The organism is Streptomyces sp. NPDC000941 (assembly GCF_053599555.1).
Window position 1 is genome coordinate 1 of record NZ_JBSFMM010000081.1, and the last position, 21015, is coordinate 21015.

A 21015-nucleotide genomic window follows, 5' to 3' on the forward strand; every position below is an offset into this window, starting at 1 on the left:
CGTTCACATACGGCGACGGCGCGGGTGGCCATGGTCGTCCCGCTGTCCTGGTTCAGCATGATCTAGCAAGGAACCCCGGCCCCTTTAGGGGCTCGGGAGGAATTGCTTCTCAAGATAGGGGTGACCCGCACCGGAACACGGGTCCGCACTGTTGACCTCAGTCGGGACGCTTCTGGTTCTCGATGTACTCCTTGATCACGGCGAGCGGTGCGCCGCCGCAGGAGGCGGCGAAGTAGGACGGGGACCAGAAGCGTTCGCCCCACAGGTACCGCTTGATGTGGTCGGGGTATTCCTTGCGGAGGTAGTGGGCGGAGACGCCCTTGAGGGAGCCGACCAGCGCAGACAGCTTGACCTGCGGCGGGTAGTGCACCAGGAGGTGCACGTGGTCGGTCTCGCCATTGAACTCGCGCAGTTCCACGTTCGCCTTGGCGCACACCTCCCGCATGATCGTTTCGCAGCGCGACAGAATCTCGTCAGTGGACACCTTCCGCCGGTACTTGGGGGTGAAGACCAGATGTGCGTGAAGGGTGTAGATGACGCTACGACCCCTGCGGATATCGGGGTTTGGTTCCCATCGAGGTGACATAGACACGATGGCAGGATGCTTGTGTGAAGATCGTCGTGCAGGTCAAACTCACGCCGGATGCCGTGCAGGCACCGTTGATCGAGTCGACCCTGCATGCCGCGAACGAAGCCGCGAACCGGGTGTCCGAGGTGTCGTTCGAGCACTTCGGTCTCAAGGGCTCCGTCCGCGAGCTGCGGAAGCTGTGTTACGGCGAGCTGAAGGCCCGTGGTTTCGGGGCGCAGGCAGCGCAGCACATCATCAAGCGCGTCGCCGACGCGTACACGACGCTGCGAGCCAACATCAAGGCCGGGAACCTCGGCCCGGAAGGCTCCAAGCGCCGCCGCAAGGCCGAGTCGAAGCCGATCACCTTCCGGTCCGACGCGGCACACACGTACGACGATCGCTGTCTGAGCTGGAACTACGACGCCCGGACCGTGTCCATCCGGACCTTGAGCGGCCGGGTCAGGAACGTGCGGTTCGCCTGCTCGCCAGCCGCGCTCAAGCAGCTCACCGAGCACCGCAAGGGCGAGTCCGATCTGATCGAGCGGGACGGCAAGCTGTTCCTGGTCGCCACCATCGACATCGCCGAGCCCGAGGTGTTCGAGCCGAAGGGCTGGATCGGAGTGGACCGGGGCATCAACAACCTCGCCACCACCAGCGACGGGGACAACCACTCCGGCCGTCGTCTGGGCCGGTACCGGCGCTGGCAGGCCCGTAAGAAGGCCGAGACCCAGGCCAAGCGCACCCGCAGCGCTGCCCAGCTCCTCAAGAAGCGTGCCCGCCGCGAGGCCCGGCACGCGACCCACGTCAACCACAAGGTCTCCAAGACTGTCGTTGCTGTCGCCCAACGCACCGAGCGCGGCCTGTCCCTGGAACAGCTCCAGGGCATCCGCGAGCGGGTTACGGTTCCCCGCGACCAGCGAGCACGCCAGTCTTCCTGGCCGTTCCACCAACTCGGCTCATTCATCGAGTACAAGGCCCGCCGTGCTGGCGTGCCGTTCATCGAGGTGGACCCGGCCTACACCTCGCAGCGCTGCCCGCGCTGCGGCCACACCGAGCGCGGCAACCGCCGCACTCGGGACCACTTTTCTTGTCGTCGGTGCGGCCTCGCTGGGCCGGCCGACCACGTCGCCGGGGTCAACATCGCACAGCGAGGGGCCACGGCGTGGGTATTCGTAAACATGCCCCAACCCGACCCCGCATAGCGGGGCCGGGCGATGTGACCCGTGACCGCCCTGTCGTAGGGGGCAGTCGGGAGCATAAGCGGAGCCTCACAGGGACCCACAGCCGGAAAGCTCGGTCCCTTCAGGGGCCGAGTTGTTTACAAGCGGGACTTGGTGTTCATCAATCGACCCAGACGGCTCGGCCAAGAATGGCGATGGCGCCCCCCGCGGAGCGGCCGCCGGGCGGGATCACGTCGATGACTGGCCCGGTGCAGTTGGCATTCTCGTAGGCGAGAGCGTATTCGTTGGTGGAGTTGTACACATGGAACCTGTTGTCTTCCAGCGGTACCGCAATACAGCCGGTGGGGTTGACGACGTGCCAGGTGCTGTTGCGGAGGTCGCCATGAGCGGCGGAGGCTGATGTGGCCATGCCGAGGGTGAGGACTCCTGCGGCGGCCAGAATCCCGGCAGTGGTGGTGATGCGTCGCATCATGCCTGACTCCTTCGGAGTGCTGCGGTCGGTGTGGCAGTTCCAGACCGACTGACGGCCATCTGGATTACCTGGGGACGCAAGAATTCCGGTGGAGCGCAGGGCGGTGCGTAGGCCGCCGTGCCCGTAGCCGGGCGGGCCTGAGGTGGTCAGCCGTCGGCGCGGACGAAGACGGGCTTGAGGTGTTTCTCGGGGAGTGCGTCGGGGAGTTGTTCCCAGTCGAGGACGTGGGAGACGACGCGTGCGGGGTCGACATGGCCGGTGCGGACGAGTTCGAGGGCGTCGGGGATGTGGTTGCGGACGTTGTCACGGGCGATACGGATGGTGACGCCGGTGAGGTACATGTCGAGCAGGGGCAGCTCGCCGGGGCGGAAGTGGTTGCCGGCCGGCTCGCAGATGCCTTCCGGGGCGAGGCATGTGACGGCCAGGGCGAGCTGGTCGACGCGGCCGGTGGCCTCGACGGCGATGTCGAATCCGTGCCGTACGGGCTCGAGGGTTTCCACGGTGGTGGCGCCGTAGCCGCGGGCGATCTCGCGGTGTTCGGGGTCGGGGTCGACGTACAGCACCTGCGAGGCGCCGAGCGCGCGGGCGATGTCGCAGACGTACAGGCCGATGCTGCCGCGGGCGACGACCAGGACGCGGGCCCCGGGCCTGCTCTTCAGATGGGGCGCGACCAGGCGCCAGGACAGGGACCAGTTGTCGCTGGCCGAGGCCATGGCGACCGGGTCGAGATCGGCGGGCAGGGGGACCAGCATGGCGTCCGCCCACACCACACGGACCAGGTCGGAGAAAAGCCCGCCCCAGCTGCCGCCGATCGGCGCGCCGTACATGGCCATATGCGGTACGGCCGTGCAGTGCGCGGTCAGCCCTGCGCGGCAGTGGTCGCAGCTGCCGCAGTTGATGGACCAGGGGACGACCACCAGGTCGCCGGGGGCCACGGTGGTCACGGCGTCACCGGTTTCGACGACCTTGGCCACGCACTCATGGCCGAGGGCGAACGGCGGGTCGACGAAGCCGTGTCCGGCCAGGATTGCGGAGTCGACGTCGCAGGAGGTCGCGGCCACCGGGGCGACGATCGCTTCCTGGTCGGACCGGAGCTTGGGGTCGGGGGCCTCGCGCCATTCGACGGTGTGCCGGGCGACATAGGTCAGTTCACGCATCGGCCCGCTGCCCCTTGGCCAGGGCCACGAGGTCGGCGTAGCGGATGACGGAGCCGCCCGCACCCCAGGTGCCGTCGGGCTGCTCGTGCACCAGCACCCATACGCGCAGGGCGTCGGCGGGGGAGAGCCCGGCGGCGTCGAGCACGGTCTTGGTGGCGTCCTCGATCAGGCCCGCCTTGCGCCGCTCGGACAGTGCGCCCTGGGGGACCGTCACCTCGACGAGGAAGCGGGGCACGTCGTCCTCGGCGGTGGTCTGCGCGCCGTCGGGCAGCTCGACGAGGTAGCTCCACGCCTGGGCGCGGAAGAACGCGGTGTCGGGCGCGCCCTCCCAGCGCAGCAGGACGGCGGCCAGCTCGCGCTGGACGCTCTTGCGGCCCTCCTCGGTCAGGGAACCGGGCGGGGCGGTGAGCCGGATCATCGGCATGGCGAAGTCTCCCTTCGGCCGCACTCACGGCCTATAACGGTCGTTATAAACGGAGGTCACGCTAGACTATGACGTGCGTTATAGCCAGAGGGGAGCCCGGTCGTGGCCAAATCCAGCGCGCCGTCGCGCGAGCGCATCGTGGCCGGTGCGGCCGACCTGATCAGCAGGCGTGGCCTGAACGCCACCAGCATCCGTGAGCTGGCCAAACACGCCAAGGCACCGCTCGGCTCGACCTACCACTACTTCCCCGAGGGCAAGCAGCAGCTGGCCACCGAGGCGGTTCGGTACGCGGGCACGGCCGTCGCCCGTCTCCTGCGCAAGGAACTGGACGCGGGCCCGGCCGCCGGACTGCGCGCCTTCCTGGCCCTGTGGCGCGGCATCGTCGTCGAGAGCGACTTCCGCGCCGGCTGCCCCGTACTGGCCGTCTCCGTCGAGGAGCCCCCGGCCGACGGGATCCCGCCCGCCCTCGTCGCCGCCGCCGAGGCGTTCGAGGACTGGGAGAAGCTGCTCGCCCAGGCGCTACGGGACCACGGCGCCGCCCCCGAGCGGGCTCCGGGGCTCGCGACCCTGATCGTGGCGTCCGTCGAGGGCGCCATCGCCATGTGCCGCGCCAAGCGCAGCATGCAACCCCTGGATCAGGTGGCGCAGCAGCTCGAAGCGCTGATCGCCGACGCGCTCGACGGTTCTGCCTGACGGTTACGCCTGATGGTGGAGGGTGGCTGGGGGCAAGTGCCGATCGCCTTGGCGGTGTGCGTGTCTACGGCGCGCCGGCGCAGGTACGGGCGATGACCCGGCAGGTCACTCAACTCGCCGCCGCCGAGGGGCTGAAGTACGACCTGGAAGCGGCCGTCTCGGTCAACACGATCGACGCCCACCGCCTGACCCACCTCGCCGCCGCGCAGGGACTGGACGGGCAGCTGCACGAGCGGCTGCTCCGTGCCCACTTGTGCGAGGGCGAGGTCGTCGACGAGCCCGACACGCTGGTGCGGCTCGGTGTCGAGGTCGGCGTGCCCGAGGACGAGATCCGGCGGATGCTGGACGGTGGCGCGTACGCGGACGAGGTGCGGGCCGACTTCGACGAGGGGCGCCGCTTCGGCGCCACGGGTGTGCCGTTCTTCGTCCTCAACCGCGCCTACGGCATCTCCGGCGCGCAGTCGTCGGACACCTTTCTCTCCGCGCTGCGCACCGTCTATGCGAACCCCACCCCGGAGAACAACTGAGCTGATCTCCGGCTCTCGCCGCGGCCGAGTCGCCCTACAGCGGCTCGCCGTTGGGCGACTCGGCCGCAGCGAGGCGCAGGATCGGATCGAGCAGGCCCGGGAAGCGGTCGCTGAGATCGTCGCCGCGCAGTCGGATCCGCCGGTGCCTTCCGTCGACGGTCATGCTGATCAGCCCGGCCTCGCGCAGGATCCGCCAGTGATTGGACAGTGTCGATATCGGCACATCCATACCGTCGGCGAGAGCGGCGCAGGTCGACTCGGGATTGCCCCGGGCCCGCCGCACCAATTCCAGGCGCACCGGATCGCTGAGTGCGTGCAGCACCGGCGCGAGCGTCAACGACTCGCGGGCGGGCTGGGGGAGCGGTCGCATGGCTCCACGATACCAAACTGTTCGACAGTTCGGGATTATGGAACTATCTTCTGCCGGAGCATCCGCAACGTGGGAGGGAACGGCGTTGACCGCACGCAAAGACACGACAACGGCCGGATCATCGGCGGCCGCAGGCAGCCGATCGGCTCGGGCGGCCTTACTCGCAGTGGCCTGTCTGGGGCAGTTCATGGTGCTGCTCGACAGCACCATCGTCGGTGCGGCGCTGCCCGATATGCAGGAGCGATTGCACACCGGGTTGAGCGGTCTGCAGTGGATTGTCGACGCCTATGTGCTGCTGGTCGCCATGCTGTTGCTGTCCGGCGGTGTCTTCGCCGACCGTTTCGGCCGCAAGCGGGTGTTCTTGGCGGGCGTCACGGTGTTCACCGTCGCCTCCGTGGTGTGCTCCGTCGCGCCGTCCATCGGTTGGCTGATCGCTGGACGGGCGGTGCAGGGCATCGGGGCCGCGGCGCTGAGCCCGGCCTCGCTGGCGCTGCTCGCCGCCACGTATCCCGTTCCGCAGGAACGGGTCAAGGCGATCGGGCTGTGGGCCGGATTCAGCGGAATCGGCCTGGCCGCCGGACCGCTGGCCGGTGGCATTCTGGTGGATGCCTTCGGCTGGTCCGCCATCTTCCTCGTCAATGTGCCCATCGGCGCGGTCCTGCTGCTTGCCGGACTGCGCGTCCTGCGCGAGTCCCGCAATCCGAGTGCGCCGGCGATCGACATCCCGGGGACGGCCCTGTCCGTCCTGGGTGTGGGTGCGCTGGCCTACGGGTTGATCGAGGGCGGTTCCCGTGGCTGGGCCTCGCCGTTGATCCTGGGCAGCTTCGCCGCCGCGGTGGTGATCCTCGCCGTCTTCGTCGCCGTCGAAGCACGCAGCGCGACGCCGATGCTGCCGCTGCGGCTGTTCCGGCAGCAACTGTTCACGGTGTCCAACACGGCCATGGTCGTGGTGGGTTTCGCGCTCATGGGCTCGTCCTTCTTCTTCTCCCAGTTCTTCGTGTACGTCCAGGGCAGTTCGATTCTGCGCGCCGGTCTGCAGACCCTGCCCGGCTCCCTCGCCATGGTGATCGTCAGCCCGTATGCGGGCCGCCTCGCCGCGAAGTACGGCTTCCGGATCGTGGTCACCACCGGCCTGACCCTGGCCGGTCTCGGGCTGCTGGCGCTGGGCTTTGTGCACGCGGCCACCGGCTACGGGAATGTGTGGTGGCGGCTGGCGGTCGTCGGTATCGGTTTCGCTCTCACCATGTCCCCGCTGACCGGCGCCGCCATCCAGGCGGTCAGCCCGCGGGAGGGCGGCCTGGCGTCGGGCATCAGCAGCACCACCCGGCAGATCGGCGCGGTGCTCGGCGTGGCTGTGCTCGGAGCCATCGTGCGCACCCGGGAATCCGGTGGCGCGACCTTCGAGGCCGGCCTCAACAGCGCCTTCGTCGTGGCCGGCGCCGTCACCTTGGCCGGCGCGGTGTTCACCGGTCTGTGGCTGGTGAAGTCCGAGCCAAGCCCTGTGCCCAGTCCGACAGCAGGGCGAAGTCCGCTGCCGTCAGACCGGTCCGAGGGTCGACGTGGTGGAGCAGAGCCTGACCCGCGTGGTGTTCTCGAGTCCACACGCGATCCGCGTCCGTGATCTCGTCGTCGACCCACGCGAACGGCCGGCCCCGCGCCCAGGCGACGATCCCTGACCTGTTTGTCGGGCAGTCCCCACTCGTTGAGCCGACGCCGCTCGGCAGCGTGCCATCGCGGTGTCAGCAGCCGGTGCGTCTCGTAGGCCTCAGGACGCCTGTGCGGCCTCGCCGCGTACGGATTCAGTGGTCCGTCCACATCCACCAGCAGCACCGGCCGCACCAGCCCACCCCCGTGAGGTCGTCCCCGCACGCTACCGGCCGATACCGGGGAGCCACCAGCGGTTTCGAGGGCCGCCACCTGGCCGGGTGAGTGGGGCCTGGCCGGGCGAGCGGCCCGGTGGCCGTGCGTCAGCTCCACCGGCCATCAGCAGTCCCCGATCGTGTGGGACGACATCCACTTCGCCTTCCGCCGCTACGACCCATGGCTCGGCTACGGCCAGTCCAAGACCGCCAACGTCCTCTTCGCGGTGGAGGCCACCCGCCGCTGGGCCGCCGACAGCATCACCGCCAATGCCCTGATGCCCGGCGCCATCTACCCCAACCTCCAGCGCCACATCGGTGACCGCGGCAGCGGCAAGGTCCCGGCCGAGCTCATCAAAACGGTCGAGCAGGGCGCCGCCACGTCCGTACTCCTGGCCACCTCGCCCCTGCTGGAAGGCATCGGCGGCCGCTACTTCTCCGACTGCAACGAGACCGAGATCGTCGACCGCCGCACCGGCACCCTGAGGCAGAAAGGATGCCCGGCCGGATCGGTGAGGCCGGCGGTTCAGCCGGCGGCCGCGAGCAGCTCCTGCGAGAGCGTCCACAGCCGCCGGGCGTTGTCCGGGTCGACGGCGTGGCGCCGAACCCGGCGCCGTACTGCTGGCTCAGGTGACCCCCGCCCTCCAAGCACTCGACGCGGCGGTCCGCCGCGCCCAACGGGCCTCGGCGCCGAATCACAGCGTGCTGTCGGCCGACAAGGCAGACGCCGACGGGGGACTGCTGGCCGGAGCGCTCCCGCAGCCGTGGTGTGGCCGCGCTGGTGCGCGCGGCGGTGGCCGTCGCCGAGTCGCGGGGGACGGGCGCGGCTGTGGAGGCGCCGGGGTAGCGCCGTGTTCTGATGCGCCGTACCGCCCGACGGCCGCCGCTATGGTCACGCTTCCGGGCGGGTGCGCCGGGCGTACGCGCGGGCGGCGCGGGCGCGGTCGCCGCAGCGGGTGGAGCACCAATGGCGGCGCCCGTGGCGCAGCAGGTAGCGGTTGCAGGGGGCGGAGCCGCAGCCGGTCAGGCGGTCGGCGTCGGGGCCGGTGAGGAGGTCGGCCGCGTTGGCCGCGAGGGCCGCGAGGGCGCGGTCGAGGATTTCGTTGGTGGGGCAGGGGGCCGCGCGGTAGGGGCCGTTCCGCTCGTCCCAGTACAGCAGCGCGGCCGTGGGAGCTTTGCTCAGCGCGTCGTTGACGGCGGACAGCGCCGCGGGCAGGGCGGGCAGCCCGGCGACGCGGGCGGCGAACAGCGATCTGAGGTGTTCGCGCAGGGAGCGCAGCTGCGCCGTGCACATCTCCTGCACCCCGGCGTCAGCCGGCGCGAGGCCGCGTTCGGTCAGCCATCGATTCGTGGCGTCGGGGGTGCCGAGGAGATCGATGAAGTGCCCGCCGGGCAGCGCGATGGCGCTGTTGGCGAAGTCGAGGGCGAGGTATTCCTCCGCCCCCGGCGCGGGCGGTGGCACGGATTCGGCGGTCGGGGTCTCGCTCATGGCTGTCATGGTACGGCTTGTGTTCATCCGTGAGACACGGCTATCGTCCCTCACGGATAAGCCGCTCTACATCCGTGAGGTTTTCATGTCTGGCACCCGTATGCCCACTGAGCAGATCCCCGTCCGTGTCTTCGGCGGCCCGACGGCCCTTTTCGAATACGGGGGCCTGCGATTCCTGACCGACCCCACCTTCGACGAGCCCCGCGACTACCACGTGCCGGGCGGGCAGCTGACCAAGACGGCGCCCTCCTCCGCCGCGCCGGCCGACCTCGGCCGTATCGACGTGGTCCTGCTCTCCCACGACGAACACCCCGACAACCTCGACGACTCCGGCCGGGCCCTGCTCGCCGACGTCCCGCTGACCCTGACCACGCCCGGGGGCGGGCAGCGCCTGGGGGAGGGGGCCAAGGGGCTGGCCGACTGGGAGTCGATCGAGCTGGACCGCCCCGGCGGCGGCACGATCACCGTCACGGGCGTGCCCGCCGTCCACGGGCCCGGCGCGCGCGAGGACGTCGAGCCGATCACCGGCCAGGTCGTCGGATTCGTGCTGACCGGGGAGGGTCTTCCCGCGGTCTACGTCAGTGGCGACAACGCCTCGCTCGACCTGGTCAAGGACATCGCCGAACGGCTCGGCCCGGTGGACACCGCCATCCTGTTCGCCGGGGCTCCCCGCTTCTCCGTCCTCTTCGACGGCGCGCTGATCGTCCTCGACAGCGCGCAGGCGGCCGAAGCCGCTCGGATCCTCGGTGCCCGCCGGGTGGTGCCCGTCCACTACGACAGCTGGGCGCACTTCACCGAGGGCCGTGACGAACTGATCGCCGCCTTTACCGGCGCCGGGCTGCTCGACCGGCTGGACCTGGGCGACCGGGGCTGACCGCGCGGCCGGGGGCGGGCCGGTGGCCTGCCGCCGGTCTGTCGCCGTCCGGGTCGCGCCTAGCGAAAGAACTCTCTTGTGACGACTACCGTGCCCGCTCGGGCCGAGGATCTGCCGCGGTCTCAGGCGCAGCGCCGCGTCCTGATCGTCCTGATTGCCGCTCAGATGTTCAGCGGCGCCGGGCTGGCGGCGGGGGTGACCGTCGGTGCCCTGCTCGCGCAGGACATGCTCGGCTCCACCAGCCTCGCCGGTCTGCTCGGCGCCCTGTCCACCGCCGGTTCCGCGCTGGCGGCCGTCGCGGTCGGCCGTATCTCTCAAGCGCGCGGCCGCCGCCCCGGTCTTGCCGCCGGGTACCTGGCCGGTGCCATCGGCAGTGCGGGCGTCATCGCCGCCGCCGTCGCCGGGAGCTCGGTGCTGCTGTTGGCCGCGATGTTCGTCTACGGTGCCGGTGCGGCGACGAATCTGCTGGCCCGCTACGCCGGTGCCGACCTGGCGGATCCTGCGTACCGCGCCCGCGCGGTGTCGACCGTGCTGGTCGCCACCACCCTGGGCGGCGTGGTCGGCCCCAATCTCGCCGCGCCCGCCGGTGACCTTGCGCACGCCCTCGGCATCCCCCGCCTGACCGGGCTGTTCCTACTCTCGGGTGCCGCCTACGCGCTGGCCGCCCTGGTTCTGGCCGTATGGCTGCGTCCCGACCCGCTGCTGCTGGCCCGCACGCTGGAGGCGGAGCGTGCCGCCGCGGCGGTCGCGCGCCCGGACGATGTCGGCGGTCGCGTGCGGCCGGCGGCCGGACGGCGCGGTTCCGGCGTTCTGGTGGGTGCGCTGGTCATGGTGGTCACCCAGCTCGTCATGGTCGCGATCATGACGATGACGCCGGTCCATATGCACGGCCACGGCCACGGTGCCGCCGCCTCCGGCCTGGTCATCTCGATCCACATCGGGGCGATGTATCTGCCCGCGCCCCTGTCCGGCTGGCTCGTCGACCGGTACGGCCGGCTCACGGTCGCCGCCGCTGCCGCGCTGGTCCTGCTGGCCGCCGGGATCGTCGCCGCCAACGCCCCTGTCGGTTCCGCCGCCGTGTTCGCGGTGGCCCTCGCGTTGCTGGGCGTGGGCTGGAGTCTCGGCCTCGTCAGCAGCACCGCGATCATCACGGATGCCGTTCCCCTGGCCACCCGTGCCAGGACCCAGGGGTGGGTCGACGTCTCCATCGCCATCGCGGGCGCCACGGGCGGTTTGGCCTCCGGCCTGGTCGTCGCAGGCCCCGGCTATCCCGTCCTGGCCGTCGGCGGCGGCATCCTGGCGCTGGCCATCGTGCCGACGGTCGTCGTTGCGGCGCGCAGCTGACGGTCAGAGCTCCGGCGCGCGGTGGACAGGACGGCAGGGTGCCTTCCTGCGCGGCAGGTGCCTACGGCCGTGTCGGCCAGATCAGCGCCTGGGCGACGATGACCCTCTCACCGTTGAAGGTGACGGCGGGACCTTGGTGCAGTTCGTAGCCAAGGCCGATCATTTCGCTCACGCGCTGGCAGAACGTGGCGTCGTCCGGTCCGGTCAGGACTCGGTAGATGGGCAATCCGTCCGGTGGTGTGCTCATGGGACGAAGAATTCCACAAGCGCCCGCCCACGCCCGTTCGGGTCCCGAGTCCCGCCCCGGGACCCGAACGTCGGGCTCTACCCCGGTGGCCTCACTTCCACGGGTCGGTGAACGACCGGCCGGGCACCGGCTTGGCGATGAGCGCTATGGAGATGAAGAAGTTGACCTGGCCGATCGCGAACATCAGCGTGGCGAGCGCCTTGGAGTCGTAGTGCTCGGCCGCCTGTGCGTACAGGTCGTCGGAAACCCGCTCGCCATCCGCGGACGGCTGGAGCACGGCTTCCACAAGCGCCAGCGCGGCGCGCTCGGCACCCGTGAAGTACGGCGAGTCCTGCCAGGACGCCACCGACGTGATCCGCTCCTCCGATTCCCCGGCCTTGCGCAGGAAGCCCGTGTGCAGAACGGTCAGGTAGGTGCTGCCGACGATCTGACCGGCACGCAACTGGATCAGACTGATCGTGGAGCGCGGTACCGAACCGTTGCCGGTGAGCTTGAACAGCGCCGCCGACGCCTCCGTCAGTTCGGGCACGAGCTGCGCGGGGTCCTCGGACATCCGCGGAGCCATCGGGACCTCGGCCGTGATCGAACGTGTTTCCATCGCTGTCTCCTCAGGGCTTTCGTGTTGCTCTCACTGCCCTGACGGAGCGCGACGGGGAAATGTGACCGGCGGAGGAAAGTTGTTCTTGGCCGGTGAGGTGTCCCGCCCTACGCCTGATCCGAGCGGAGGGCGGCTGCCCGGAGCAGGGCGTCCCGGCAGGCGAGGACGGCGGGGTGCTGGCTGCGGCCACGGCGTACGACGGTGAAGACGCGGCGGGTGCGCTGGCCGCGGGGGAGCCGTCGCAGGGTGACGGTCGGAGGTCGGCCGCTCCAGACGAGGTCGGGGAGGAAGGCCGCGGCGTGTTTCTGCTCGACGAGGCGGAGGTGGAGCAGCAGGTCGGTGGTCTCGAACCGTACGTCGGGTTCGAAGCCGGCGTTGCGGCACAGGGTCATGGCCCAATGCCGTGCGGCTGTGCCCTCGGGCTCCATCACCCAGGGGTGGTCCGCCAGTGAACGCAGCGCCGCCAGCGGGGAGTCGGTGCCCCGGCCTTCGGTGTCCGGGCCTTCGGTGTCCTCGGCCGGCTCCGGCAGTGCGAGGTGCAGGGGGTCCTCGAGCAGGTCTTCCTGTTCGAGTTCGGCGGGCCGCGGGTTGGGGTTGCCGGGGTATTCCTCGGCGAGGACCAGGTCGAAGTCGCGGGCTTGCAGGGCGGGCAGGGCCTTCTCCGGCTCCATATGCGTGACATGGACGCGCAGGTGCGGGTGCAGATCGCGCAGAAGGCTCAGCGCGGTCGGGACCAGGGCCAGGGCGGCCGTCTGGAACGAGGCGATGCGCAGGGTGCCGGTCAGCTCGGTGAGGGAGGTGGCGATATCGGCCTCCGCGCGCTCCAGGCGCTCGAGGACCGCTTCGGTGTGGGCGACCAGGATCTCGGCCTGCTCGGTCAGCCGCACCCGCCGGCCGACCGGCTCCAGCAGCGGGACGCCGACTTCGGCTTCCAGCTGGGAGAGCTGCTGGGAGACGGAAGAGGGCGCGTAGGACAGGGCTGTGGCGACGGCCGCCAGAGTGCCGCGGTGCTTGAGTTCGCGCAGCAGGCGCAGTCGGTGCAGATCGAACATCGCCGGCCCACTCATTTTCTTAATGGTCGGTTTTTCCGATGAGTATACGTTGAAAACATTCGCTGGACCGATCCTAGGGGGATATCGGACCCTGATCGCGTGCTTGAGAACCTTTCCCCCTCCCGTACGCTGCCGTGGTTCGTACGGCCCGGTGCCCGTACCTGGCGGTGTGATCCCGCGCCCGCCGAGGTACGGGGCTTCCATGCCGCGCTGCCCGACTACGCACCCACCCCGTTGACCGAACTCCCGCAACTGGCCTGCGGGTTGGGGGTCGGCCGGGTCTTCGTCAAGGACGAGTCATGCCGTCTGGGGCTGCCCGCCTTCAAGGCGTTGGGCGCGTCCTGGGCGGTCCACCGCACCCTGGCCGAGCGGGCCGCGGCGAGCGGGCGAGCGTCGGGTCCGGTCACCCTGGTGACCGCCACCGACGGCAACCACGGCCGCGCGGTGGCCCGTACGGCACGTCTGCTCGGGCAGCACGCCCACGTCTTCGTTCCGCAGGGTGTGCATCCGCAGGCCGTGGCGGCCATCGCCGCCGAGCGGGCCGAGGTCACCGAGGTCGAGGGGGCGTACGACGAGGCCGTACGCCTGGCGGCCCGGGCTGCCGCCGCACCGGACGCGGTCCTGGTTCAGGACACCGCCTGGCCGGGCTATGAGCGGATCCCGGGATGGATCGTCGAGGGCTACTCCACCCTCTGCGCCGAGATCGACGAGCAGTTGGCGGCACAGGGCATCGCCGACGGACCCGACCTCGTCTCCATCCCGGTGGGCGTGGGCTCGCTGGCCCAGGCCGTGATCACCCACTACCGCAGCCGTCCCTCGGGGCGGGCTCCGGCGCTGCTGTCGGTGGAGCCGGAGGCGGCGCCCTGCGTCCTCGAAAGCCTCATCCACGGTGCACCCGTCGGCGTCACCACCGGCGAGACCAGCATGGCCGGACTGAACTGCGGCACCCCGTCCAGCATCGCCTGGCCCTGTCTCAACGGCGGGCTGGACGCCGCGGTCGCCATCCCCGACGCCGACAGCGCCCACGCCGCCGCCCGCCTCGCCGCCCTCGGCGTTTCCTCGGGCCCCTGCGGGGCCGCGACGCTCGCCGGTCTGCGCGCGGTGCTCACCGGCGCGGGCGTCGGAGAACGCCGTACGGCGCTGGGGCTGGCTGCGACCTCGGTCGTCGTACTGCTGAGCACCGAGGGCACGGCCGCCAACCCGCACTCCACCACCGATCACTGAGCGCTCGGCGCCAACCACCTGGAGACAAGCCATGACAAGCCCGAAGATCACGGTCAACGGTGACCGCCTGTGGCAGTCCCTCATGGACCTCGCCGAGATCGGCGCGTACGACGACGAGCGCACCGGCCTGCGCGGCGTCAACCGCCTCGCCCTGACCGACGCCGACGCGGCCGGCCGCCGCCGGGTCGTCGGCTGGATGGAAGAGGCGGGACTGGCCGTCCGTATCGACCGGATGGGCAACATCTACGGCCGCCGCGAGGGCACCGACCCGACCGCGGCCCCGGTCCTGACCGGCTCGCATATCGACAGCGTCGCCACCGCCGGGGCCTTCGACGGCTGCCTCGGCGTCCTGGGCGGCATCGAGGTCGTGCGCACTCTCGACGAACGCGGCATCACCACCCGCCGCCCGATCGAGGTCGGCATCTTCACCGAGGAGGAGGGCGTCCGCTTCGGCACCGACATGCTCGGCAGCGCCGTTGCCGCCGGCCGCCTCACCCTGGAGTACGCCCACGCCCTGACCGACCGCGACGGCCACACCCTCGGCGCCGAACTCATCCGCACCGGCTTCGCCGGCCCCACCGACGTACGCCTCGCCCCGCCCCACGCCTACGTCGAATGCCACATCGAACAGGGCCCCGTCCTCGCCGAGCACGACGTCCCGGTCGGTGTCGTCACCGGCGTGCAGGGCATCTCCTGGCAGGAGATCACCATCCACGGCCGCGCCGCCCACGCCGGCACCACCCCCACCCATCTGCGCGCCGACGCCGGCCTCGCCGCCGCGCAGATCATCGTCCACCTGCGGTCCCTGGTCGACTCCGGCGAGTACGGCGAGCTGCGCGCCACCGTCGGCCATCTGATCGTCCACCCGGACCTGACCAACATCGTCCCGGCCCGCGCCGAGATGACCGTCGATCTGCGCAACCCCGACGACGCCCAGATGGCCCGCGCCGAGGAAGCCCTGGCCGCGTTCCTGCGCGACCTGGAGAACAGCCGGCCGGGCCTGTCGCTGACCACCCGGCGGATGGCCAGGACCGGCTACGTGCCCTTCGACGACGGTGTGCAGAAGGTCATCGCCCAGGCCGCCGACGACCACGGCCTGGAGCACATCTCCCTGCTCTCCGGCGCCGGCCACGACGCCCAGGAGATCGCCGCGCTCTGCCCCACCGCCATGATCTTCGTCCGCGGTGAGTACGACGGCATCAGCCACAACCCCCGCGAGTACTCCACGCCCGAGTCATGCGCCCACGGCGTCGACGTGCTGGCCACCACCCTCCTGCGCCTCGCCGACCAGGACTGACCGCCCACGGCGGCCCGCACAGAGCCCACAGCCGATCAAAACACCGCCACCCCCCGCGTGCCACCCGCCCCTGACCCCGGGGTGGCATCGACACGTCGGAAGGCCCCCATGCTCCCCGAAACCCCCTCGACTCCGCCGCCTCCAGCGGCTCCCGACGCCCTGGACCCGGACCCCGGCCGCCTGCTGGCCAGGCTGATCGCCATCGACTCCGTCAACCCGGACCTCGTCCCCGGCGGGGCCGGCGAGGCCGTCATCGCCGATTTCTGCGGCCAATGGCTGGCCGCCCGCGGCTTCGAGGTCCACAGCCTGGAACAGCGCCCCGGCCGGCCCTCACTCGTCGCGATCGCCCGTGGCACCGGCGGCGGTCGTTCGCTCATGCTCAACGGCCACCTCGACACCGTCAGCCTCGCCGACTACGACGGCGACCCACTCGACCCGCGGGTCCACGACGGCAAGATGTACGGCCGTGGCGCCTTCGACATGAAGGGCGGCATCGCCGCCATGATGGTCGCCGCCGCACGCGCCACCGCCCAGGGCCCGCTGCGCGGCGACGTGATCGTCGCCTGCGTAGCCGACGAGGAGTACGGCAGCCACGGCACCGCGGAGGTGCTGGAGTCCTTCGCCGCCGACGCGGCGATCGTCACCGAGCCGAGCCATCTCCAACTGACCCTCGCCCACAAGGGCTTCGCCTGGTACGACGTGGAGATCGAAGGCCGTGCCGCCCACGGTTCGCGCCCCGAGCTCGGCATCGACGCCATCGCCAAGGCCGGCCACTTCCTGGTCGCGCTGGAGGAACTGGGACAGCGCCTCGCGCAGGGCCCGGCACACCCCCTCCTGGGCGCCGGCACCGTCCACGCCTCCGTCATCCACGGTGGCCAGGAACCCTCCACCTACCCGGCGCACTGCCGCATCACCCTGGAGCGCCGCACCGTGCCAGGTGAGAGCGCCGACACCGTCGAGCGGGAACTGACCGATGTCCTCGACCACCTCGCCGCCACCGTTCCCGACTTCCGCTACCGGCTGACCCCCGGCCTGCACCGCGAACCCTTCCAAGCCGACCCCGACGCGCCCATCGTCCGCGCCCTCACCCGCCATGCCGAACAGGCCCTCGGCCATCCGCCCGTGGTGCGCGCCGAGCCGTTCTGGACCGACTGCGCCCTGCTGGACCGCGCGGGCATCCCCTGCCTGCTCTTCGGCGTCGACGGCGCGGGCGCCCACGCGGCCACCGAGTACGTCGACCTCGCCTCGCTGGACCGCCTCACCGACATCCTTACCCACACCGTCGCCGACTTCTGTTCCTGAGCCCCAGCTCCCGGGCGGTGACGGCGCGCCGGCCGAGTTGTTCCAGGTGAACGCCTCCGTAAGAACCGTCGGGTGGACGGACTTCTCGGTGAGCACGTTCAGCAGGACGAGCGTCGGCGGCACCGCCGCCTCCGTGACCACCACGGCTGCGCCGAGCCAGATCGCGGATGGTGCGAGGGGAAGCAGCAGTCCTGTGCCTGCCAGGTACGCGGTGGCGACGACGAGTTGGAGATGTGCCGGGGCGCGGCGCCGACGCAGTCCGTAGAGCCAGCCGGAGAGGAGTCCGTTGAGGCTGGCGGCGGCGGTGATCGGCGCGGCCGCCTCGGGCATGCCGTGTCCAATGGCGAAGGCGCTCACCGAGACGCCCATGGTGCCGAAGTAGAGCCCGATGGCCAGATTGAGCAGGGCGAGGAGGAGGGAGTCCGGCCGCAGCAGCGTCCGTTCGGTGCTCCCGGTGCTCCCGGTGCTCCCGGTGCTCTCGCTGCTCTCGCTGCTCTCGGTGGTGTGCCCGCGGGCGGGCCGGGGTGCGGTGCGGCGCTGGGCGGTCAGGGCGCCTCCTCCGCTCAGGATCAGGGCCGCGACGGTGGCGGTGGCCAGGGCCGTGTCGTCGGCCGCACCGAGCGCGGTGACCAGGACGGGCCCGAGGAGGAAGGCGGTGGCGTTGGCCAACGATTCCAGGGAGAAGGCGGTGGGCAGTTCACCGGTCCGCTCGTCGCGCAGCAGATGGACCCAGCGGGCCGCGGAGAGAGCTCCGAGCTGGGGGACGGCCGCGCCGGCGCAGATGGCGGCGGCGATGAGTACGGTCGAGGAGGTGACAGCCAGGACGCCGAGGATGGCGGCGCCGTGGGCGACCAGCGAGAACGGCAGAACGCGGGTCTGGCCGAACCGGTCGGCCAGACGCGCCAGATAGGGGCCGATCAGCGCCTCGGCCAGGGCGAAGGAGTCCTTCGTCGCCGCCGGGCGGGGCGGGCCATCACAGGTCGCCGGCGTCTGGCACCCCGCCGGGGTGCGAAGAAAAATTGGTGCGACCCGTGGCCCGCCAAGGACGTCCATGACTGGGGAAGGACGGGACACGCGCCCTCGCCGCCACCCCGAAGACCAGGCGGAGGAGAAATACCGGGCCCGGGCCAAGGCGGGACCGAGCGACTGGGATGACGGTAACAGGACATGAGGGTTCACCGGACCCTGGTCCGGTGAACCCTCACGGCACGCCCTGGTATGGCCGGTTACGTCGAGGGAGTGGGAGTGGGAGTGGGAGCCGGAGCGGGCTGGGACTGGGGCGGGGTCGGAGTCCGGGGGCTGCGGGCCCAACGGCGCATCAGCGGGAGCTCGAAGTACCGGAAGACGACCACGGACAGCGGGATCGCGACGGCGATCACTCCGAGGACCCATGCGAAGCCCACCCAGGGAGCCAGGTCGGGGTCGGGCCCGACCAGATAGCGGGCGGCCATCATCAGCGGGGCGTGGGTGATGTAGAGGGCATACGAGGACTCGCCCAGGAGGATCAGGGCCGGGCGGGGCAGCCGTCGTGAGCGGCCCTCGATATCGGCCAGGGCCGTCCTCGCGATCATCACTGCGAGGGCGGGGGCCGCCGCCGAGCCCATCGCGTACTGCGGGGGCAGGGAGGGCAGGGCGGCGAAGAGTACGAAAAGGAAGATCCCCAGGTACCGGCGGCGGATGTGCGGCCAGGTGCTGGTCTGGATCAGGCGGGCGGTGACGATGCCGAGAGCGAACTCCAGCAGCCGGACGGGCGGGAAGATGTAGACGAACCACAGGCTGCGTTCATTGATGGGCAGCCAGTCGTAGAGCTCCGGTCCGGGGATCGCGGCGGAGATCAGCGGGATCAGGACGATCACCCCGGCCAGCGCCGCCCACACCGGCCGCAGCCGCCGCGCGGGGATCTTGCGCGCCACGAGGATGAGGGCGGGGAAGAGCGCGTAGAAGAACACCTCGCAGGAGATCGACCACGCAGGTGTGTTGAAGCCCGAGTACAGGTGGTAGTCGGGTACCCAGTCCTGGACCAGGAACAGGTTGGTGACCGCGGCTGCCGTCCCGTCTCCGGGCGGGGACGGCATGGGCATCTGTTTGGCGGCGAGGGCGAAGAGCACCAGGGTCGCGGTCCAGCCGAGCAGATGGTTGGGGACGATCTTCCACCAGCGGCGCCGCCAGAACGAGGCGGGCCGGTCGCCGGGTCTGTACACCCAGGTCACCACGAACCCGGAGAGGATGAAGAAGGCGCTCACGGCCCCCGCGGCAAACGGCGAGACGATGGCGAGCGACTTGTGCAGAGAACCGTCGAAGATCCCCGAAACATAGCTGACGTGGTACCAGATGACGGGGCAGGCCAAGATGAAGCGCAAGCTTGTTAACGACGGCAGACGGCGGGACGACAGCTCGTCGGACATGGGGTTCCTTGCCTCCTTGAGGTGAAGAAGCCAGAACAGGTGAATCAGGCAAACCGGCCCCGACGACGCTTTTTCGAGTGAACTCCCTTTCGCGAAGGAATACATGGCGATATCGGCCGGGCCGGACTGGACCGGATTGCAGGATTCCGCGCTCACCGGCCGGGTGCACCACGAGTACCATAATTCGTCTGTCGCCGGCGACGGGTTGGAATCGCCAACTCGTGCTGTGTGCCCAGGTGTTGGACAGAAGTGTGCCGAATACACGGTCCCTTGATTGCGCCGAGTATCCGTATTCGGCGGGGAACTCCGAGCTTCGGCCCTTTGTTGCCGCAGTTGACCGAAGAGGGCGGATCGGAGTCACGCTCCGTTCTCCGCCGCAAGTGGATTATCACACTGCGTTCATTGCCTCGTGCTGTCGGTCTGAGTAGCGTTGCCGTCGGTTGTAAGAGTGGACAGGTAAGTTCGTTTTCGGGGTATTTTGCGACCGCGGGGTTTCGGGTCACGCTGTGGCCGGAGTTACGGGGGAAAGATGTAAAGGCGTAGTTATTCCCTTTGTCTGCGACGACGTTGTTCCTCGCCTTTCCGTGGCCGGTCCGTTGCCCCTCACCCGCCGTACGCGGAAGCCGACGCGTGCGCACGCAAGCTCGGAACAGGAGTTGACTGTGAGCACCCCACCGCAGAGCGAGCCCGTCATCTTCAACCCGTTCACGCCGGAGTTCATGGAAGATCCCTATCCGCACTACGCCGAGCTGCGCCGGCATGTGCCGGTCCATGAGCATCCGGGCGGCTTCTGGATGCTCTCCCGCTACGAGGACGTGGACGCCCTGCTGCGCTCCGGGCTCTCCGTCGAGCAGCGCCATGTCGCCCCGGGGCCGTTCCGCGACGCGTATACGAACGCGGGCGTCACGGACGAGCCGCGGCTGAAGGGGCTGGCCCTGCTGGACCGGGACCCGTCGGACCACACCCGGCTGCGGAGACTGGTCTCCAAAGCGTTCACCCCACGAGCCATCAAGGCCATGGAGCCGCGGATCCGCTCGCTCGTCGACGACGCGCTCGACGCCATCGCCGAAGCCGGCACGGTCGACCTGGTCGAGGCGCTGGCGTTCCCGCTGCCGTTCACCGTGATCTCGCAGATGCTCGGCATGCCGCCGACCGACAACGACCGACTGCGCCTGCTCTCCCACACCCTGATGCGCTCCGTCGAACCGACCACCGACGTGGAGGTGATGAGGGCCGTCGAGGCGGCCGACGCGGAGCTGTTCGCCCTGGTCGGCGAGGCCGTCTCCTGGAAGCGTGACAACCCCGCCGACGACCTGCTCACCGCACTGATCGCCGCCGAGGACGACGGGGACGCGCTCACCCACGACGAACTGGTCGCCCAGGTGGCGATGTTGTACGTCGCGGGCCACGAGACGACCGTGAACCTGCTCTCCGGCGGAACCCTCGCGCTGCTGCGCAATCCGGACCAGCTCAAGCTCCTGCGTGACACGCCGGACCTCATCGAGAACGCGGTCGAGGAACTGCTGCGCTACGACGCCCCCGTACACAACAGCAGGCGGGTGACGCTGGAGACCTACCACGTCGACGGATTCGAGATCCCGCCCGGATCGTTCATCCTCGCCAACCTGGCCGGAGCCAACCGCGACGAGACGTTCTGGGGCCCCGACGCGGAAGAGCTCCGGCTGGAGCGGGAGAACGCGCGCCGCCATCTGGCCTTCGGCGGCGGCATCCACCACTGCCTCGGTGCGGCGCTGGCCCGGATCGAAGGCAGGGTGGCCATCGGTGAGCTGGTGCGGCGGTTCCCCGCGCTGAGCCTGGACGGCGACGTCGAGTGGAACGGTCTGCTCAGCCTGCGCGGCGCGGCCCGGATGCCGGTCCGGGTCTGAGCCGTGCGAACGCGGGCCCGGACCGGAAGTGAGCCACCGGACCGGC

20 protein-coding genes and 2 pseudogenes are annotated in these 21015 nt (G+C 70.4%); 11 read left to right on the forward strand and 11 right to left on the reverse strand.

Going from position 1 to position 21015, the window contains the following annotated elements; translation table 11 throughout:
- Positions 1 to 157: 157 nt before the first annotated feature.
- Entirely contained in the window at positions 158 to 586 is a 429-nt protein-coding gene (tnpA, locus tag ACWDSL_RS25145) for an IS200/IS605 family transposase (RefSeq protein ID WP_450488985.1), read from the reverse strand.
- Between the two features lie 23 nt (positions 587 to 609).
- On the opposite strand from tnpA, the gene ACWDSL_RS25150 reads away from it, so the two are divergent.
- Positions 610 to 1770 (forward strand): RNA-guided endonuclease InsQ/TnpB family protein, encoded by a 1161-nt coding sequence (locus ACWDSL_RS25150; RefSeq protein ID WP_450488987.1) that lies wholly within the window; start codon positions 610 to 612, stop codon positions 1768 to 1770.
- Between the two features lie 139 nt (positions 1771 to 1909).
- Here the strand turns inward: ACWDSL_RS25150 and ACWDSL_RS25155 are convergent, their stop codons facing one another.
- The 3 genes from ACWDSL_RS25155 to ACWDSL_RS25165 all read right to left on the reverse strand — a co-directional run bounded on the left by ACWDSL_RS25155 (position 1910) and on the right by ACWDSL_RS25165 (position 3802).
- Positions 1910 to 2221: a hypothetical protein gene (locus ACWDSL_RS25155; RefSeq protein ID WP_450488989.1), complete on the reverse strand. Its 312-nt coding sequence runs from the start codon at positions 2219 to 2221 to the stop codon at positions 1910 to 1912.
- Between the two features lie 146 nt (positions 2222 to 2367).
- Entirely contained in the window at positions 2368 to 3378 is a 1011-nt protein-coding gene (locus ACWDSL_RS25160) for a zinc-dependent alcohol dehydrogenase (RefSeq protein ID WP_450488991.1), read from the reverse strand.
- On the reverse strand, positions 3371 to 3802 hold the full coding sequence (locus ACWDSL_RS25165) for a tautomerase family protein (RefSeq protein ID WP_450488993.1): 432 nt from the start codon (positions 3800 to 3802) through the stop codon (positions 3371 to 3373). Before ACWDSL_RS25165 ends, ACWDSL_RS25160 begins: the two co-directional genes overlap by 8 nt.
- A gap of 102 nt (positions 3803 to 3904) precedes the next feature.
- On the opposite strand from ACWDSL_RS25165, the gene ACWDSL_RS25170 reads away from it, so the two are divergent.
- Positions 3905 to 4495: a TetR/AcrR family transcriptional regulator gene (locus ACWDSL_RS25170; protein ID WP_450488995.1), complete on the forward strand. Its 591-nt coding sequence runs from the start codon at positions 3905 to 3907 to the stop codon at positions 4493 to 4495.
- A 56-nt stretch (positions 4496 to 4551) separates the two neighbouring features.
- Positions 4552 to 5022 (forward strand): DsbA family oxidoreductase, encoded by a 471-nt coding sequence (locus ACWDSL_RS25175; protein ID WP_450488997.1) that lies wholly within the window; start codon positions 4552 to 4554, stop codon positions 5020 to 5022.
- A gap of 34 nt (positions 5023 to 5056) precedes the next feature.
- Here the strand turns inward: ACWDSL_RS25175 and ACWDSL_RS25180 are convergent, their stop codons facing one another.
- A complete protein-coding gene (locus ACWDSL_RS25180) occupies positions 5057 to 5392 on the reverse strand; it encodes an ArsR/SmtB family transcription factor (protein ID WP_450488999.1) in 336 nt (111 codons plus the stop codon).
- Positions 5393 to 5558: 166 nt separating this feature from the next.
- Between ACWDSL_RS25180 and ACWDSL_RS25185 the strand changes: the two genes are divergently transcribed.
- Together ACWDSL_RS25185 and ACWDSL_RS25190 are read left to right on the forward strand one after the other, a co-directional pair.
- On the forward strand, positions 5559 to 7013 hold the full coding sequence (locus ACWDSL_RS25185) for an MFS transporter (protein ID WP_450489054.1): 1455 nt from the start codon (positions 5559 to 5561) through the stop codon (positions 7011 to 7013).
- A 330-nt stretch (positions 7014 to 7343) separates the two neighbouring features.
- Positions 7344 to 7784: pseudogene (locus tag ACWDSL_RS25190) on the forward strand (SDR family NAD(P)-dependent oxidoreductase); the annotation flags it as partial.
- A gap of 359 nt (positions 7785 to 8143) precedes the next feature.
- On the opposite strand, the gene ACWDSL_RS25195 reads toward ACWDSL_RS25190, so the two are convergent.
- Complete coding sequence (locus ACWDSL_RS25195; RefSeq protein ID WP_450489001.1) at positions 8144 to 8740, reverse strand: CGNR zinc finger domain-containing protein; 597 nt, start codon at positions 8738 to 8740, stop codon at positions 8144 to 8146.
- Between the two features lie 100 nt (positions 8741 to 8840).
- Between ACWDSL_RS25195 and ACWDSL_RS25200 the strand changes: the two genes are divergently transcribed.
- Complete coding sequence (locus tag ACWDSL_RS25200; protein WP_450489003.1) at positions 8841 to 9614, forward strand: MBL fold metallo-hydrolase; 774 nt, start codon at positions 8841 to 8843, stop codon at positions 9612 to 9614.
- Positions 9615 to 9692: 78 nt separating this feature from the next.
- Positions 9693 to 10958, forward strand: a complete 1266-nt coding sequence (locus ACWDSL_RS25205; RefSeq protein ID WP_450489005.1) for an MFS transporter — start codon at positions 9693 to 9695, stop codon at positions 10956 to 10958.
- A 61-nt stretch (positions 10959 to 11019) separates the two neighbouring features.
- Here the strand turns inward: ACWDSL_RS25205 and ACWDSL_RS25210 are convergent, their stop codons facing one another.
- The 3 genes from ACWDSL_RS25210 to ACWDSL_RS25220 all read right to left on the reverse strand — a co-directional run bounded on the left by ACWDSL_RS25210 (position 11020) and on the right by ACWDSL_RS25220 (position 12855).
- Positions 11020 to 11205, reverse strand: coding sequence for a DUF1737 domain-containing protein (locus ACWDSL_RS25210; protein ID WP_450489007.1), 186 nt, complete (start codon positions 11203 to 11205; stop codon positions 11020 to 11022).
- Positions 11206 to 11296: 91 nt separating this feature from the next.
- Positions 11297 to 11803 carry a carboxymuconolactone decarboxylase family protein gene (locus ACWDSL_RS25215; protein WP_450489009.1) on the reverse strand — a complete coding sequence of 169 codons (507 nt, stop codon included), beginning with the start codon at positions 11801 to 11803 and terminating at the stop codon, positions 11297 to 11299.
- A 107-nt stretch (positions 11804 to 11910) separates the two neighbouring features.
- Positions 11911 to 12855 (reverse strand): LysR family transcriptional regulator, encoded by a 945-nt coding sequence (locus ACWDSL_RS25220; protein WP_450489056.1) that lies wholly within the window; start codon positions 12853 to 12855, stop codon positions 11911 to 11913.
- A 99-nt stretch (positions 12856 to 12954) separates the two neighbouring features.
- Between ACWDSL_RS25220 and ACWDSL_RS25225 the strand changes: the two genes are divergently transcribed.
- From ACWDSL_RS25225 to ACWDSL_RS25235, 3 genes are all read left to right on the forward strand, one after another.
- A complete protein-coding gene (locus tag ACWDSL_RS25225; RefSeq protein ID WP_450489011.1) occupies positions 12955 to 14079 on the forward strand; it encodes a diaminopropionate ammonia-lyase in 1125 nt (374 codons plus the stop codon).
- Positions 14080 to 14110: 31 nt separating this feature from the next.
- Positions 14111 to 15376, forward strand: a complete 1266-nt coding sequence (locus ACWDSL_RS25230) for a Zn-dependent hydrolase (protein WP_450489013.1) — start codon at positions 14111 to 14113, stop codon at positions 15374 to 15376.
- 108 nt (positions 15377 to 15484) lie between these two features.
- Positions 15485 to 16678: an ArgE/DapE family deacylase gene (locus ACWDSL_RS25235; protein WP_450489015.1), complete on the forward strand. Its 1194-nt coding sequence runs from the start codon at positions 15485 to 15487 to the stop codon at positions 16676 to 16678.
- 87 nt (positions 16679 to 16765) lie between these two features.
- Here ACWDSL_RS25235 and ACWDSL_RS25240 read toward each other — a convergent pair.
- Positions 16766 to 17731: pseudogene (locus ACWDSL_RS25240) on the reverse strand (MFS transporter); the annotation flags it as partial.
- Between the two features lie 173 nt (positions 17732 to 17904).
- Positions 17905 to 19038, reverse strand: coding sequence for an acyltransferase family protein (locus ACWDSL_RS25245; RefSeq protein WP_450489017.1), 1134 nt, complete (start codon positions 19036 to 19038; stop codon positions 17905 to 17907).
- A gap of 707 nt (positions 19039 to 19745) precedes the next feature.
- Between ACWDSL_RS25245 and ACWDSL_RS25250 the strand changes: the two genes are divergently transcribed.
- On the forward strand, positions 19746 to 20969 hold the full coding sequence (locus ACWDSL_RS25250; RefSeq protein WP_450489019.1) for a cytochrome P450: 1224 nt from the start codon (positions 19746 to 19748) through the stop codon (positions 20967 to 20969).
- Positions 20970 to 21015 lie beyond the last annotated feature (46 nt).